The 15,958-nt window shown below is 45.1% G+C and carries 14 protein-coding genes and 1 pseudogene; 9 read left to right on the top strand and 6 right to left on the bottom strand.

What is annotated here, in order from left to right; genetic code table 11:
• The first annotated feature begins 7 nt into the window (after positions 1 to 7).
• A complete protein-coding gene (locus BJP34_RS12445) occupies positions 8 to 754 on the top strand; it encodes a peptidylprolyl isomerase (protein ID WP_070392620.1) in 747 nt (248 codons plus the stop codon).
• A 365-nt stretch (positions 755 to 1,119) separates the two neighbouring features.
• Entirely contained in the window at positions 1,120 to 1,536 is a 417-nt protein-coding gene (locus tag BJP34_RS12440) for a cyclic nucleotide-binding domain-containing protein (RefSeq protein WP_149030939.1), read from the top strand.
• Positions 1,537 to 1,967: 431 nt separating this feature from the next.
• Here BJP34_RS12440 and BJP34_RS12435 read toward each other — a convergent pair whose 3' ends face one another.
• Entirely contained in the window at positions 1,968 to 3,182 is a 1,215-nt protein-coding gene (locus BJP34_RS12435) for an RNA-guided endonuclease InsQ/TnpB family protein (protein ID WP_070392618.1), read from the bottom strand.
• 70 nt (positions 3,183 to 3,252) lie between these two features.
• Between BJP34_RS12435 and tnpA the strand changes: the two are divergent.
• Together tnpA and BJP34_RS12425 are read left to right on the top strand one after the other, a co-directional pair.
• Positions 3,253 to 3,650: pseudogene (gene tnpA, locus BJP34_RS12430) on the top strand (IS200/IS605 family transposase).
• 147 nt (positions 3,651 to 3,797) lie between these two features.
• Entirely contained in the window at positions 3,798 to 4,424 is a 627-nt protein-coding gene (locus tag BJP34_RS12425) for an HlyD family efflux transporter periplasmic adaptor subunit (protein WP_070392617.1), read from the top strand.
• Here the strand turns inward: BJP34_RS12425 and BJP34_RS39530 are convergent.
• Positions 4,386 to 4,571 carry a hypothetical protein gene (locus BJP34_RS39530; protein WP_149030938.1) on the bottom strand — a complete coding sequence of 62 codons (186 nt, stop codon included), beginning with the start codon at positions 4,569 to 4,571 and terminating at the stop codon, positions 4,386 to 4,388. The genes BJP34_RS12425 and BJP34_RS39530 overlap by 39 nt on opposite strands.
• Between BJP34_RS39530 and BJP34_RS45555 the strand changes: the two genes are divergently transcribed.
• The 4 genes from BJP34_RS45555 to BJP34_RS12410 all read left to right on the top strand — a co-directional run bounded on the left by BJP34_RS45555 (position 4,562) and on the right by BJP34_RS12410 (position 13,953).
• Positions 4,562 to 4,702: a hypothetical protein gene (locus BJP34_RS45555; RefSeq protein WP_168166506.1), complete on the top strand. Its 141-nt coding sequence runs from the start codon at positions 4,562 to 4,564 to the stop codon at positions 4,700 to 4,702. The two genes, BJP34_RS39530 and BJP34_RS45555, sit on opposite strands and share 10 nt — an antisense overlap.
• Positions 4,703 to 4,788: 86 nt before the next feature.
• Entirely contained in the window at positions 4,789 to 8,163 is a 3,375-nt protein-coding gene (locus tag BJP34_RS46395; protein ID WP_070392616.1) for a filamentous hemagglutinin N-terminal domain-containing protein, read from the top strand.
• Between the two features lie 269 nt (positions 8,164 to 8,432).
• Positions 8,433 to 11,180, top strand: a complete 2,748-nt coding sequence (locus tag BJP34_RS12415) for a filamentous hemagglutinin N-terminal domain-containing protein (RefSeq protein WP_229424332.1) — start codon at positions 8,433 to 8,435, stop codon at positions 11,178 to 11,180.
• Between the two features lie 127 nt (positions 11,181 to 11,307).
• Positions 11,308 to 13,953 carry a CHAT domain-containing protein gene (locus BJP34_RS12410; protein WP_070392614.1) on the top strand — a complete coding sequence of 882 codons (2,646 nt, stop codon included), beginning with the start codon at positions 11,308 to 11,310 and terminating at the stop codon, positions 13,951 to 13,953.
• Here the strand turns inward: BJP34_RS12410 and BJP34_RS36645 are convergent.
• Together BJP34_RS36645 and BJP34_RS12405 are read right to left on the bottom strand one after the other, a co-directional pair.
• The gene (locus BJP34_RS36645) at positions 13,914 to 14,141 is read right to left on the bottom strand and encodes a hypothetical protein (protein WP_083305124.1); all 228 of its coding nucleotides are present in this window, start codon (positions 14,139 to 14,141) and stop codon (positions 13,914 to 13,916) included. The two genes, BJP34_RS12410 and BJP34_RS36645, sit on opposite strands and share 40 nt — an antisense overlap.
• A gap of 259 nt (positions 14,142 to 14,400) precedes the next feature.
• A complete protein-coding gene (locus tag BJP34_RS12405; RefSeq protein WP_070392613.1) occupies positions 14,401 to 14,820 on the bottom strand; it encodes a DUF29 domain-containing protein in 420 nt (139 codons plus the stop codon).
• Positions 14,821 to 15,067: 247 nt separating this feature from the next.
• Between BJP34_RS12405 and BJP34_RS43080 the strand changes: the two genes are divergently transcribed.
• Positions 15,068 to 15,223, top strand: coding sequence for a hypothetical protein (locus BJP34_RS43080; RefSeq protein ID WP_158517163.1), 156 nt, complete (start codon positions 15,068 to 15,070; stop codon positions 15,221 to 15,223).
• Here the strand turns inward: BJP34_RS43080 and BJP34_RS43075 are convergent.
• Together BJP34_RS43075 and BJP34_RS43070 are read right to left on the bottom strand one after the other, a co-directional pair.
• Positions 15,200 to 15,364, bottom strand: a complete 165-nt coding sequence (locus BJP34_RS43075) for a hypothetical protein (RefSeq protein ID WP_158517162.1) — start codon at positions 15,362 to 15,364, stop codon at positions 15,200 to 15,202. The genes BJP34_RS43080 and BJP34_RS43075 overlap by 24 nt on opposite strands.
• Before the next feature lie 354 nt (positions 15,365 to 15,718).
• A complete protein-coding gene (locus BJP34_RS43070; protein ID WP_158517161.1) occupies positions 15,719 to 15,865 on the bottom strand; it encodes a hypothetical protein in 147 nt (48 codons plus the stop codon).
• Positions 15,866 to 15,958: the final 93 nt, after the last annotated feature.

The following is a 15,958-nucleotide window of genomic DNA, read 5'->3' as shown; positions in this document are numbered from 1 at the left end:
AAGCCTGATGAACGAAATTATAAAAGTTGCTAACCAAACTATTACAGCATCAGAAATTATCCCCCTGCTGAGACGATACCTTTTGCTGCCTCAGCTATTCCGGGAAATTATTATTGACCATGCGATCGCTGAGATCAGCTGCACCCCAGAAGAGCAAACTAGTGCTGAAGAGCGGTTTTATGGCAAACATAAGCTCACGGATGACAAAGCACGTCAGGCTTGGTGTGAGAATCATCAGATCACTCTAAACCAATTAAAAACCTTGGCAACCCGTGAGCTAAAACTTGAAAAATTCCAACAACAAACCTGGGGTCATCGACTAGAATCTTACTTTCTGGAGCGCAAACAGCAGCTCGATCAGGTTAGTTATTCCTTGATTCGCCTTAAGGATAAAGGTGTTGCTCGGGAACTGTATTATCGGCTGGAGGATGGAGAGCAATCCTTTGCTGAAATAGCACGGCAATATTCCCAAGGACCAGAAGCTCAAAGTGGAGGATTAATTGGTCTTATGCCCATGACTATGCCCCACCCTCAGATTGCTCGGATCCTGAAACTGAGTCAGCCTGGTCAGTTGTGGACACCAACACAAATAGGGGAGTGGATCGTGATTGTGCGCCTAGAAAAATTAATTCCAGCCCAGTTAGACCAAGCTATGCGTCAGCGACTGCTGAAGGAATTGTTTAATAGATGGCTCGGTGAGCAATTACAACAATTTATAGAACAAGGGAACAGCGGATCTGGGAATAGGGAATAGGGAACAGGGAGTAGGGAGTAGGGAGTAGGGAGTAGGGAGCAGGGAACAGTGTCAAGATATAGCGCTACGCGCAATGGCATTGGCAAAAGGCAAGAGGCAAAAGGCAAGAGGCAAAAGTTGAGGTGCATTAGCTTTTATCAATGTCAAACACCTTAATGCTTAGTGCTATATAGGAATTTTTGGTGTTATGAGAAATCAAGATTGGTTGTCATAATCTATTTATAAATGCTATATCGGCGACCGTTAATCAGTTTGTTTGTATTCATGTAAATCTTAATTGGTAATTGGTATTTTACGATTACCAACTATAGCGGTTTTCATATTAATGAAGTACACACACCTATTTTTTTCCTACTCCCGTCTTGATGCAGTCGCTCATGGGGGAAACCCCCAAGACCGCGCTGCATCGCTACTCCCTACTCCCTACTCCCTACTCCCTACTCCCTACTCCCTACTCCCTACTCTTTAATTTTATTGCCATGACTTTTACCACTTCCCCCATCCAAGAATTTATTGCTAGTGTATCTCCTTTTAATCAATTACCAACCACAGCATTAGAAAAACTATCTGCACAATTGCAGCCAGTACACTATCACCTTGGTGAAACAATTTTAATGCGGGAGAAAATACCCTCCCATGTGGTAATTCTCTATCAAGGACAAGCTCGCCTACTGGGTTATGACCCCCGCACAAAGAAGGAGGTAACGGTTCAAAAGCTTTCTCCCGGTGCGATTTTAGGCTGGGCGAGTTTAGCTGTCCGGCAAAAGAAGCCCCACACCTAATGCGTAGCATAGGTGTGGGATGAATTTTGCACAGGGTATTATAAAATTGCTATAATATATGTACTGATAAACAAAGCCGTTCGCGAAGCGTGGCCAAAGGCCTTAAATGCTGGTTTGTCAGCCACCTACGTTCCTAAAAAATAGAACTTATTGTATTGTTCCGGCGCGGAGGGGCATCCCGGAGACGAAACCTTAGAAGAGTGGAGCCTTAATCATAAAGTTTTAACCCTTTACCCATAGCCGACTAACCATAAAGGCTCCACTCTTCTTGCGGTAACTTCTGACCGTGTCGTAAATAAAGCTTACCGAGTATCCGTTCGCGCAGCGTCGGCGAAAGCCGATAGCGATGGCTGGAGTTGGTAAGAAGCCCACACTGTAATCTTCGATTCAGTGTGGGAGTATGTCACTACGGCAAGTCTATATTGACATACTCACCGCCCGCTTATGAGCGGTGATTCTTGACATATCATCGGGCTGTGCTGCCGAACGTGGCCCGCGTGACCTACGGTCTCAACAGTCTTACCATCCCTCCTTGCCCGTTTATAGTCGTGCCGATGCCCCATGCCGACTTTCTCTATGTTTCTCGCAGCGTTTATATCTCTGTCCTGTTCAGTCCCGCAACTCAAACAAAGTACTGAACGCACAGACAAATCGAGTTTTCCCCATTTGAATCCACAATCAGAGCAAATTTGACTAGTAGGTTCACAGCGGCTGATTACCCTGAAGTCTCTTTCATACTTGTCTGATTTAGCCTCACAAAGAGTCCTAAATTCAGCCCATCCTTGCTGACTTATGGATCTAGCTAACTTTCGATTCTTGATCATTCCTGATACGTTCAGATCTTCCAAGACTATTACTTTGTTTTCGATAACAGTCTTAGTCGATAATTTATGCAGAAAGTCTTTCCTCTTGTTAGCTATCTCGTTATTTATTTTGGCAATTCGCAGGCGAGTCACCTCTTTACGGTTCGACCCCTTAGGTTGCTTAGCAAACTTCTTCTGAGCTTTTCTTAACTTGCGATCAAGCTTTGAATAATCAGGACTACTTACTTCACTCCCATCGCTCATTACGGCAAATGTTTTGATTCCTAGGTCGATCCCGATACTTTGGTTTTTAGCATCGACTTGAACAGGTTCAACATCTACGACAAAACTTAGAAAATAATTACCTGCACAATCCTTTATTATAGTTACAGAGCTTGGGTCTGACGGCAACTCTCTAGACCATATAGGCTTGACTACTCCAATCTTTGCTAAATAAACACCATTACCCTGGATGGAAAATCCTCTACGAGTTAATCTGGCTGTTTGCTTGTTAGTCTTCTTTTTAAATCTTGGAGGTCTAACTTTGCGGCCTTTTCGCTTTCCTTTATGAGAGTCGAAGAGGTTTTTATAAGCAACTCCCAAATCAGCCACAGACTGCTGCAATGGGACTACAGAAACCTCGGACAGCCATTTTCTTTCCTCTGTTTTCTTTGCCTGGGTAATTACTAGTTTTTGCAATTCCCCTGATTTAAGAATTTTCTCTGATTTTTTGCAAATAGCCAGAGCATCGTTCCAAACAACCCGGACACAGCCAAATAACCTGGCTAGGTTGCTTTTCTGTTGGTTAGTTGGATAGAAACGATACTGGTACCTGGCTTTCACTTACCTCTTTCACTTACCTCTCCTATTTTGGTCTGTATTATGATTATAGTGTAGTCTACAAGATTTGGCAATGAGATTCCGGAAGGAAAGGCACACTATTACAAAGCAAGCAGATGCACTTAATATGTGTAACAAAGTATCGCCAAAAAATATTGACAGCGGAAAGCCTTGAGGCTATCGAAGAATCATTTAAGGAAGTCGCAAGGAAAATGAATTTTAAAATAAAAGAGTTTAACGGAGAGTCTGATCATGTACACACACTGATTGAATATCCCCCAAAAATATCAATATCGCAGATAGTTAACAGTTTGAAAGGGGTCTCCAGTCGTAGATACGGACAAAAGGGAAATTCCATTGCCAAACGGCAAAAAAGCACTATGGAGTCCTAGTTATTTTGCCGCTTCTGTCGGAGGAGCTTCAATAGAGGTACTCAAAGAATACATCAATAATCAGAAAAAGCCGTCCTAGAAGGACGGGGCGTGACTACCCAAAATTTTTGGTGAAGCTGAGGTTGGTACACGGCAAGCTGAGGTTGGTACACAGCAAGCGGAGGTCAACCAGTTAATTCAGGAACAAGAACGGATTAGAAGTGCGATCGCTCAAGCTAAGGCACAATTGGCGAATACCATTGCGGCTTCTCAAACTGAGCTACAGGATCGGATTGCTGTGAATCAACAACGGATTGCGGATATCGATAGTCAGCTCGGTAAGCAAATTGTAGAAAATGATAAACGGATAGCGGAAATTGATAGTCAAATTAGTCAAATCAAGCAAAATTTGAAGTATCACGAAATCAAAGCTCCCGTAGCTGGGAAAGTTTTTGAGCTAAAGGCTCGCCCAGGCTTTGTGACAACTAGTAGCGAAACTATTCTGGAAATTGTGCCGAATGATGAGCTAATTGCTGAAGTTTATATCACCAATAAAGACCGGGGTTTTGTAAAAGAAGGGATGGAAGTCGATGTCAGAATTGATTCCTTTAATTTTAGTGAGTTTGGTGATATCAAAGGTAAATTAATTTCCATTGGAGCCGATGCTTTAGAGCCCGATCAGATTTATCCTTATTACCGTTTTCCTGCCAAAATTGCCCTAAAACAGCAGTTTATCGATATTAAAGGCAACTCAGTTCCCCTAGCATCAGGGATGTCGGTAACTGTGAATATTAAGGAGAGAAAGCGTCGAGTGATTACTATCTTTACTGGCTTTTTAACCAAGAAGTTGGATAGTTTGAAGGGGACTAAATAGAGGGAATCGGGAATCGGGAATCGGGAATCGGGAATCGGGAATCGGGAATCGGGAATCGGGAATCGGGAATCGGGAATCGGGAACAAGTAATCCGAAATAGGTAATCCAGAACAGGTAATCCAGAACAGTAATAATAGTTGACTGCATCGCTACTCCCTACTCCCTACTCCCTACTCCCTACTCCCTACTCCCTACTCCCTACTCCCTACTCCCTATTCCCAGATCCGCTGTTCCCTATTCCCTGTTCCCTTTGCGATATTTTTATGAATTTTCAGTAAAGTCTTTTTAAAGAGTTATTAAATCATTAAAACTTAACTCATAGTTTATGAAATAATCCGAGAAATCGGGAGATTTATTGATAAACATGACACCTCGGATTGACCGACTTCTGCAAGCAAGTCCTTTTGTTCTGTGTTCTCTACTGGGTGCAACTACGGCATTAGGACAAATTACCCCAGATAATACCCTGGGAAATGAAAGGTCTGTAGTCACTCCGAATGTCAATATTAACGGTGCCCTGGCAGATTTGATAGAAGGTGGTGCGATTAGAGAAAGTAATCTATTCCACAGCTTTTCTGATTTCAATGTGGCCGAGTTTGGGCGAGTTTATTTTGCGAATCCTGCTGGAGTTGCCAACATCCTGAGTCGGGTAACGGGAACTAATGTTTCCAATATTTTAGGAACTCTAGGAGTATTGGGTAATGCTAATTTATTTTTGATCAATCCCAACGGTATTGTCTTCGGTTCCAATAGCAGACTCGAGCTGGGAGGCTCATTTTTTGGGAGTACTGCTGATAGTGTGTTGTTTGATGATGGGACAGTTTTCAGTGCAAAAAATCCCAATGATAAACCGTTATTAACGATTAATATTCCCTCTGGGTTGCAATATGGCTCAAATCCCGGAAGTATTACTAATCAGTCTTTTTTTGGGCTTGAGGTACCAAATGGTCAAACCTTAGGATTAATTGGTGGTGAGGTTACTATTCCTAATGGCGCTCTAGGTGCATCGGATGGACGGATTGAGCTGGGGAGTGTTGGTGCTAATGGTGTGGTGAACCTGACCCCAACGAATAGCAGTTTTGTGTTGGATTATTCAGCAGTTCAAGAGTTTAAGGATATTAGTTTGTCCGACTTTGCTTTTGTCACTACCAGTGGGGCAGGTGGTGGGAGTATCCAGGTGCAGGGGGCTAATGTGAGTTTACGCGATCGCTCTTTGGTTTTTGCGAATACCGAAGGAGGTGCCAGTGGTGGTGGCATAGTTGTTAAGGCTTCTCAGTTGAGTCTTGAGGGTGCTTCTAGGATATTTGGGAATGTATTGGGCTCAGGACAGGGGGGAGATTTGACAGTGGATGCCACTGAATCTGTGCGAGTGGTTGGTGCGCCTGATGCCCCCAGCATCTTGGGAGCCAACGTTTTTCGAGGAGCAACAGGAAAAGGGGGAGATATCAGTATTACCACTGGGGAGTTAATCGTCTCTGATGGAGCATCTGTTTCAACTACGACAGCGGGTGAAGGGGACGGGGGAAATTTGACTGTGGATGCAGACTCTACTGTTCAAGTGATTGGTACCTCAGCTGATGGTCGGTTTGCCAGCAACTTGTCTTCTTCAACTAATCCAGGCTCAAAAGGAAATGCGGGAGAGTTGAATATTACCACTGGGGAGTTAATTGTCAAAGATGGAGCATTTGTTTCAACTAGCACTTCGGGTGAAGGGGACGGGGGAAATTTGACTGTGGATGCGGACTCTACTGTTGAACTTAGCAGCGACTTGTTGGCTCAAGCTAATGCAGGTTCAAAAGGAAATGGGGGAGATATAAGTATTACCACTGACCAGTTAATTGTCAAAGATGGAGCATTTGTTTCAACTACGACACGGGGTGAAGGGGACGCGGGAAATGTGACAGTGGATGCCTCCTCTACGGTTCAATTGATAGGTACCTCAGCCGATGGTCAGTTTGCCAGCAGCTTTTTGACTCAAACTCTAGGGAAAGGGAAAGCGGGAGATGTCAGTATTACTACTGGGGAGTTAATTGTCAAAGATGGAGCAAGAGTTTCAGCTAGCACTTTTGGTGAAGGGGACGGGGGGGACATTAATGTCAATGCTTCCTCTACTGTTGAACTTAGCAGCGACTTGTTGGCTCAAGCTAATGAAGGTTCAAAAGGAAATGGGGGAGATATAAGTATTACCACTGACCAGTTAATTGTCAAAGATGGAGGAGAAGTTAATACTATCTCTGTTGGTGAAGGAAATGCCGGAAATTTGACAGTGAATGCGGACTCTACAGTTCAACTGATAGGTACCTCAGCCGATGGTCAAATTCCCAGCGGCTTGTCTTCTCAAACTCAAGGGAAAGGTAATGCCGGAAATTTGAGTATTACCACTGGGGAGTTAATCGTCTCTGATGGAGCACAAGTTTCAGCTAGCACTTTTGGTGAAGGGAATGGGGGCAATTTGACTGTAGATGCGGACTCTACGGTTCAAGTCATCGGTACCTCAGCCGATGGTCAAATTTCCAGTGGCTTGTTTACTCAAACTAATCGAGGCTCAAAAGGAAATGCCGGAAATTTGAGTATTACCACTGGGGAGTTAATCGTCTCTGATGGAGCATTTGTTTCAGCTGAAACTTTTGGTGAAGGGGACGGGGGAGAGTTGAATATTACCACTGGGGAGTTAATCGTCTCTGATGGAGCACAAGTTGGAGCTGCCACTTTGGGTGAAGGGAATGGAGGCAATTTGACTGTAGATGCCGACTCTACGGTTCAAGTCATCGGTACCTCAGCCGATGGTCAAATTCCCAGCGGCTTGTTTACTTCAACTGAAGGGACAGGAAATGCCGGAGATTTGTTGAAAATTACCACTGGCAAGTTAATAATCTCTGATGGAGCAGTTGTTAGTGCTCAAAGCATTCAACCGGGGAGTTCAGCAGGCACGGTAGATATTAATGCCAACTCCATCTTCCTTAACAACGATGGCAGGATCACAGCAGAAACAGCAGGAGGAGAAAAAGGCAATATTATCCTAGAAGCTCGTGACATCCGACTCCTCAACCGAAGCTTGATTCTAACTAATGCCGACAATACTGATGGGGGCAATATCACCATTGATACTGATACCCTAGTCGGTCTGGGAAATAGCGACATCACCGCCAATGCTGAAGAAGGTTCAGGAGGTCGTGTTGAGATTAAAGCCCAAGGCATCTTTGGCTTAGAGTTTCGAGACCGTCCAACTCCAGACAATGACATCACCGCCACCTCCAACCGTGGCCCACTTTTCAACGGTCAAGTCATACTCAACGTCCCACAGCTAGACCCCACCTCAGGCTTAAACGAATTGCCAGGAATCCTGGTCGATGCAGAAGCTATCCTCGCCAATGACCTTTGTGGCTTTGAGAATAATCGGATTGCTGGCGGGAGTTCCTTTTTCATTACCGGAAAAGGCGGTTTACCACCGACTCCAGAAGATCCGGTGATTAATGCCCACAGAACAGTGGGGTGGCGAACTCGTCCTGGCTTAGCCAGCACCAGGAAACAACCATTACACCAGCAACCAAAGGCCAAAAGCCACGAATCGCCTTCAGTCAGACCCCGTCAAGACAAAAAAGTAATTATCGAAGCCCAAGGCTGGGTAATAGCAAAGGATGGCACGATTATTCTGACGGCGCAACCATTTAACGGGACTCCTGTTGATCAGATATTGCCCCATCTTGATTGTCATTCAGGAGCAGGGAGTAGGGAGTAGGGAGTAGGGAATAGAGAATCGGGAGTAGGGAGTCGGGAGTCGGGAGTCGGGAACAGCTTGTAGGGTGGGCAAAAACAGTTTGGTGGTTTTGATTGGTCACTAAATGATGACTTTGCCCACCCTACTTAACTAAAAAATGCACCTCACCCAATTGAAAACTGCCATATTGGCCTAATAAAAATTAACAGCATAAACCTAAATTTTATGAAATAATCATATCAATTCGGTAGCTCATTTTTAGTAACATGAAACCTCGGGTTAACGGACTTGTGCAAGCAAGTCCCTTTGTTCTCTATTCTCTACTCGCTGCAACTACGGCATTAGGGCAAATTACTCCAGATAATACCCTGGGCAATGAAAGTTCTGTAGTAACTCCGAATGTCAATGTTAACGGTACCCTGGCAGATTTAATTGAAGGTGGGGCGATTAGAGAAAGCAATCTATTCCACAGCTTTTCGGATTTCAATGTGGCAGAAATGGGGCGAGTTTATTTTGGCTTACCAGCTGGAGTTGCCAACATACTGAGTCGGGTAACTGGAGCTAAGGTTTCCAATATTTTAGGAACTCTAGGAGTATTGGGTAATGCTAACTTATTTGTGATCAATCCCAACGGTATTGTCTTTGGTGCAAATAGCAGACTAGATATCAGAGGCTCATTTTTTGGGAGTACTGCTGATAGTGTATTGTTTGAAGATGGCACAGTTTTCAGTGCAAAAAATCCCAATGAGAAACCGTTATTAACGATTAATATTCCCTCTGGGTTGCAATATGGCTCAAATCCCGGAAGTATTACTAATCACTCTAGTCTGTTTCAGGTACCAAATGGTCAAACCTTAGGGCTGATTGGTGGTGAGATTACTATTCCTGGTGGTAATTTAACAGCAACAGATGGACGGATTGAGCTGGGGAGTGTTGGTAATGGTGTGGTTAACTTGACCCCAACAGATACTAGTTTTGGGTTGGATTATTCAGCAGTTCAAGAGTTTCAGGATATTAGTTTGTCCGAAGGTGCTTTTCTTGAGACCACTGGCGAAAGTGGTGGGAGTATCCAGGTGCAGGGGGCTAATGTGACTTTACGCGATCGCTCTTTTGTGTTTGCGGATACCAAGGGGAGTGGAAGTGGCGGTGGCATAGTGGTTGAGGCTTCTCAGTTGAGTCTTGAGGGTGGTTCTAGGATAACTACAGATGTATTGGGCTCAGGACAGGGGGGAGATTTGAGTGTGAATGCCAGTGAATCTGTTCGAGTAATTGGTGTATCGGCTAATGGTACTATCAGCGCTTTGGCAGCCAACGTCATTGAAGGAAAAACAGGAAAAGCGGGAGATGTGAGTATTACCACTGGGGAGTTAATTGTCAAAGATGGAGCAAGAGTTTCAGCTATTACAGTCGGTGAAGGGGACGGGGGGAACTTGAGTGTGGATGCCTCCGAGACTGTGCAACTGATTGGTAACTCAGCCGATGGTCGCTTTGCCAGCGCCTTGTCTACTCAAACTGAAGGCACAGGAAATGGGGGAGATGTGAGTATTACCACTGGGAAGTTAATTGTCAAAGATGGAGCACAAGTTTCAGCTGGCACTTTTGATGAAGGGGACGGGGGGGACTTGAGTGTGGATGCCGACTCTACTGTGCAACTGATTGGTAGGTCAGCCAATGGTAGGCGTGGCAGCGGATTGTTTGCTAGAACTTTTGGGACAGGAAATGCGGGAGAAACACGTATTACCACTGGGCAGTTAATTGTCAAAGATGGAGCATTTGTTTCCGCTAGCACTTTTGGTCTTGGGGACGGGGGGAACTTGAGTGTGGATGCCGACTCTACTGTGCAACTGATTGGTACCTCAGCCAATGGTCGGTTTCCCAGCGGCTTGTTTGTTCAAGCTAATCGAGGCTCAAAAGGAAATGCCGGAAATTTGAATATTACCACTGGGCAGTTAATGGTCTCTGATGGAGCAATTGTTTCAGCTGGCACTTTTGGTCTTGGGGACGGGGGAACCTTGAGTGTGAATGCCGAGGAGACTGTTCAGCTTATTGGTACTGGTACCTCAGCCAATGGTCGGTTTCGCAGCGGCTTGTTTGCTCGAACTGACGGGGCAGGAAAAGCGGGAGATGTGAAAATTACCACTGGGCAGTTAATGGTCTCTGATGGAGCAGTTGTTAGTGCTAGAAGCAATGAAAAGGGGAGTTCAGCAGGGGATCTAGAGATTAATGCCAACTCCATCTTCCTAAACAACGGTGGCAGGATCACAGCACAAACAGCAGGAGACCAAGGCAATATTACGCTGCAAGCTCGTGACATCCGACTGCTTAACCAAAGCAAAATTACCACCAACGCCCAGAATACCACTGGGGGAAATATAAACATTGATACTGAAACTTTAGTCGGTTTGGGAAATAGCGACATCACCGCCAATGCTGACAAAGGTTCAGGAGGTCGTGTTGAGATTAAAGCCCAAGGCATCTTTGGCTTAGAGTTTCGGGATCGTCCAACTCCAGACAATGACATCACTTCCACCTCCACTCTTGGCTCATCCTTCAATGGTGAGGTAATCCTCAATATCTCACAGCTAGACCCCACATCAGGCTTAACCGAATTACCAGCAAGCCCGGTAGATGCAGAAGCGATCCTGGCCAATGACCTTTGTGGCTTTGAGAACAATCGAATTGCTGGCGGCAGTTCCTTTTTCATTACCGGAAAAGGGGGTTTACCACCAACTCCAGAGAATCCAGTGATTAATGCCCACAGAACAGTGGGGTGGCGAAGGAGCCCTAGGTTAGCCAACACCAGACAACCATTACCGCAGCAGGCCAAGGCCTTTGGCCACGCTACGCGAACAGTCAGACCCCGTCAAGACAAAAAAGTGATTATCGAAGCCCAAGGCTGGGTCATAGCAAAGGATGGCACCATCATTCTGACGGCGCAACCGTTTAACGGGACTCCTGTTGAGCAGATATTGCCCAATCTTGATTGCCATGTGGGAAGAGGGAGCAGGGAGCAGGGAGCAGGGAGCAGGGAAGAGTAGTGCGTAGGGTGCGTTAGGGGAGGGATGGCCATAATATTCAACAGAGTAGCCAGTAGCCCCGTAACGCACCACCAAAAGGCTCGCTCTATTCTCTATTCCCAATTCCCAATTCCCTTAATTAATTTTTATGAAAAAACTATCATTTTTAATTGCCATCGCATTAACCTGCTTTGTTCCATCCGGGAAAGCATTATCAAATTCTGCTGATTTTGGGTATGATTTTGCCCCCCTAGCCCCCCAATTTTGGGGGGAACAAAACTCCCAAAGTCCCCCAAATTTGGGGGATTTAGGGGGCTTTAACAAGACTAAACGGTCGCGCATTCACTCGAAGATTCAGCAACGCCCGATTCCCGATTCCCTAGAGCAAAAAGCCCAACACCTCTATGAAACAGGTCACTATCAAGAGGCGATAGGGTTGTTGGAGCAAATGATTAGTAACTACAGGAAGAGTGGCGACCTGATTGGTGAAATTAATTCCTTAATCAATCTCACGTTAGCTTATCAAACGTTGGGAGACCTAGACCAAGCTAAACAAACCCTATCCCAGAGTTTCACCAAACTATCAGACCTTGATAATACCAAAGAGCGTCAACAATTACAAGCCCAACTATTAGAAGTTCAAGGACAAGTCTACTTATCTCTAGGTCAAGGGGAAAAAGCCTTATCGACTTGGCAGCAAACTAGTGCTATTTACCAAGAGCTTGGAGACTTAACTAGATTAACAGAAAGTCAGATTTACCAAGTGCAAGCCTTACGAGTATTAGGATTGTATAATCAAGCCAGTAAAACCTTAACTGAAATCACAGAAACCCTCCAAAACAAACCCGATAGCAAACTCAAAAGTACTGCCCTCCACTACCTAGGTGATGTGCTGCGCCAAGTCGGTAAATTCAAAGACTCTCAAGCAATTTTACAACAAAGTTTAGCCATAGCGGAAAACTTCCAAAATCAGACCTTGATTGCTGATATTCTGCTCAGTTTGGGGGATACAGCTAGATTACAAAGAAAGACAGAAGACGCAAGATATTTCTATCAACGGGTTGTCAAGGAATCTCCCTTACCGGATAGTAAAATTCAAGGGCAATTAAATCAACTGAGTATAGTGATAACTAAACAAGAGTGGTCACAAGCCAGAAAGTTATTGCCAGCTATCGACAACACCTTAACTAAAGTACCTCCCAGTCAAATCGCTATCAATGCTAGAATTAATCTAGCTAAAACCCTATTAAAATCTGAAAACACACAACTAAAAAGTCCCAACTCCCTAGCTAATTATCTCGCCGATGCTATTAAGCTGGCTAGAAAATTAGGAGATAAACGAGCGGAAGCAGAAGCCATTGGTAACTTGGGAACCTTATACGAACAGCAATCACGTCTAGATGAAGCCCAAGACTTAACCGAAAAAGCGTTAGTCATTGCTCAAGAAATCCAGGCTCCCGATTTAGCCTATCAATGGCAATGGCAACTAGGAAGAATCCTCAATCTAAAACAGGATAAAAAAAATGCGATCGCGGCTTATGCTCAATCGGTGCAAACCCTCCAATCTATCCGTAGTGACCTAGTCGCGATTAGTAGCGATATTCAGTTTGGGTTTCGAGAAAGCGTCGAACCAGTCTACCGAGAATTAGTAGGACTACTGCTGGAACCCAATGCATCTCAAGAAAACCTCAAACAAGCACGAGATGTGATTGAATCCCTACAACTAGCAGAACTAGACAACTTTTTTCGGGATGCCTGTCTAGATGCTAAACCCGTTAATATCGACGAAATAGATCCTAACGCCGCTATCTTCTATACCATTATCTTGCCAGACCGGCTGGAAGTAATTGTCACCTTGCCGGGAAAACCTCTGCGCCAGATCACCACTAACTTACCCAAAACAGAAATAGAAGAACAAATCGCTTCGGTAAACAGAGATATTACTAGCCTTTGGGAACCTCTGAGAAAGGAAAACTTACAAACAATACACGACTGGTTAATCGGCCCGATTGAAACCGAACTAGCCAACAGTAACATCCGCACTTTAGTATTTATCCCCGATGGGGCTTTGCGCAATATTCCGATGTCCGTCCTTTATGACGGAGAAAACTATTTGACCGAGAAATATAGTATTGCCCTAGCACCCAGTTTACAACTAATCGACTCTCAAGCCAATGTCAGAGAAAACGTTTCAGTTCTGACTGCTGGAGTCACGGAAACTCGTCCCCATCGTCCAAATTTAGGATCACTTCCTGGGGTGAAGGTGGAATTAGAGAATATCATGGCTCAAGTTCCCTCATTGATTTTACTCAATGAATCCTTTACTGAATCTAACTTCAATACAGTCGTTAATACCTCTAGTTACGAAGTCGTTCATCTGGCCACTCATGGTGAATTTAGTTCAGTAGCGGAAGAAACCTTTCTCCTGACCTGGGATGACGTGATCAATCTCAATGAGTTAAATAGTCTGATCTCAGCGGATCAAAAGCAAAAAAATCCGATTGAATTACTCGTCCTCAGTGCTTGTCGGACAGCCGTGGGAGACTCCCGAGCCGCTTTGGGATTGGCTGGTGTTGCCGTCCGTGGGGGGGCACGCAGTACCATTGCCAGTCTCTGGTATGTGGACGATCTAGCCACTACAGAGTTAATGACTCGGTTCTACCAGAAGTTAGCTAAGGGCAAGGTTACCAAGGCTGAAGCTCTGCGTCAAGCTCAACAGGAGCTGTTGCAGAGTGAGCAATTTAATCACCCCTATTACTGGTCGGCTTTTATTTTGCTGGGAAATTGGTTGTGAAGAATAGGGAGTAGGGAGTAGGGAGTAGGCAAGAGGCAAGAGGCAAGAGGCAAGAGGCAAGAGGCAATCGGCAAGAGGCAATCGGCAAGAGGCAATCGGCAAGAGGCAATCGGCAAGAGGCAAGAGGCAATCGGGAACAGTCCAGTAGGGTGCGTTAGGGGCGGGCTTGCCCTGATTTTCCGCCTCAACGCCCGCCTTAGGTTGCTGCCCGTAACGCACCACCAAAAGCCTTGCCGTCATTTTCCGCCTCAACGCCCGCCTTGGAACAGCCCGCCCCGGATGCTGAAGCGCGAAATATAAGTTAACATCAGCCGAACGGGCATCTTGCCCGTTATCAATATTTTCCGGCGGGCTGTCTCAACCAGGCGCGAAGAGGCGGAAAATCAGCGCGAAACCGTCCCTAAAGCACCACTAACAACATTTAGCTGCGACCCGTATGCCACAAGATTAATCTTGATCTAGGATATCAGGGGTAAAAGGACAATCTTGGGGGAAGCAAGTAGATGGATAATCCTTGCTAACGACCTTTAGTGGATATCTGTAGCAATCCAAAAAGACCGATTCAAGATAAGGTTTGAGACTGGGAGATTCAGACAACAAAAGATTAATCTGTTCTCTCTGCTCATTGATTGTTTTTTCCCAACCTCGATAATCAGGCTCTGAATTCACGTACTGCCTTTTAAGCAAGTGTTCCATCAAAACCTTAAGTCGGCTCTGAATCTCTCGTTTATCGGATCGTCCCAAGGTGGCTATTTCCTCAATTAAATTTTCTATATCCAACTCATCAAAGTTTCTTGTTTTAAGTTGCTGACAAGTTAGATCAGTCCACAGAAAAAAATCCTGATTATACAAGTCACTATTACTCATGGCTTATACTACCGATCCTTGATATTTACTATAAGTATATCACGTTAAAAAATGCTTTTGAATTTATTACTAATAGTAACTACTTTATAGCGTTTATCATAGCTATGAGGTACAGAGAATTTGGAATTGTTATAACCCATTAGTCCATCGCTGCAATAGTTTTTTTATCCCCCCTTCCAACCTTTACAATGCTTGCAATCTTTACACCCCTTAGCACCCTCTACCTAGAGATTGTGACAGTGTCTTGATGCAGTCGCTCATGGGGGGAACCACGCCAGTTGCTCATGGGGGGAACCCCCAAGACCGCACTGGCTCCCCAAGACCGCGCTGCATTGCTGCAATAGTTTTTCTAACCCCTCTGACACCCCTTACCACCCTTTTAGAGATGGCGACAATGCAATAGAATCGGGAATCGGGAATCGGGAATCGGGAATGGGCAACAGGCAACAGTCCAGTAGGGTGCGTTAGGGGCGGGCTTGGCCTCATTTTCCGCCTCTTCGCCCGCCTTGGGACAGCCCGCCGGGTTCCGTAACGCACCACTCACTGCGCGTGGTTATGCGATGAAGCGTTTCGGCAAAGCCGACGCTACGCGAACGCAAAGCGTGGCCTACGGCCTCAGCTTCCGCCAAAGGCGATGAAGCAAAGCTTCCGCGCTTATGCGATCGCGCTTTCCCCCAGCTAAATCCCAAGACAAAATCACTATCACAAACCCTACACCGCCTGCTCCCGACTCCCTCAAAAAAAATTTGTTACAAAAATTTTCAAAATATGCTATAATATAATGATTTTTGTGGTAAACTAAAATTGTGGACAAAATAAAATCCACGGGGAGAGCCAGCCTTAGAGTTTTCGTCAGGCTGGAAGGCTGGCTCTTTCGCTTACAGGAGATAACTTAATATTATTTCCCATAGTCAACACCTATACCCATGGCTGATGCATTGGTTGTTACCACTTCTCGGTCGCCAGTGTTGAGATAGCCCGCCGGAAAATGAAACGGGCAAGATGCCCATTCCACGATGATGTCCATTCCACGCCTGATGCCCATTCCACTTTTGCCTCTTGCCTCTTGCCTCTTGCGTTACCCATAGTGCTATAAAACTTAACAGAATCAACAGGTATTTTATGAAATAATCCCAGA

Source organism: Moorena producens PAL-8-15-08-1 (assembly GCF_001767235.1).
GTDB classification, from domain to species: Bacteria; Cyanobacteriota; Cyanobacteriia; order Cyanobacteriales; family Coleofasciculaceae; genus Moorena; species Moorena producens_A.
Note: the sequence above shows the minus strand (reverse complement) of the source record. Positions and strands in the feature narration are given on the sequence as shown.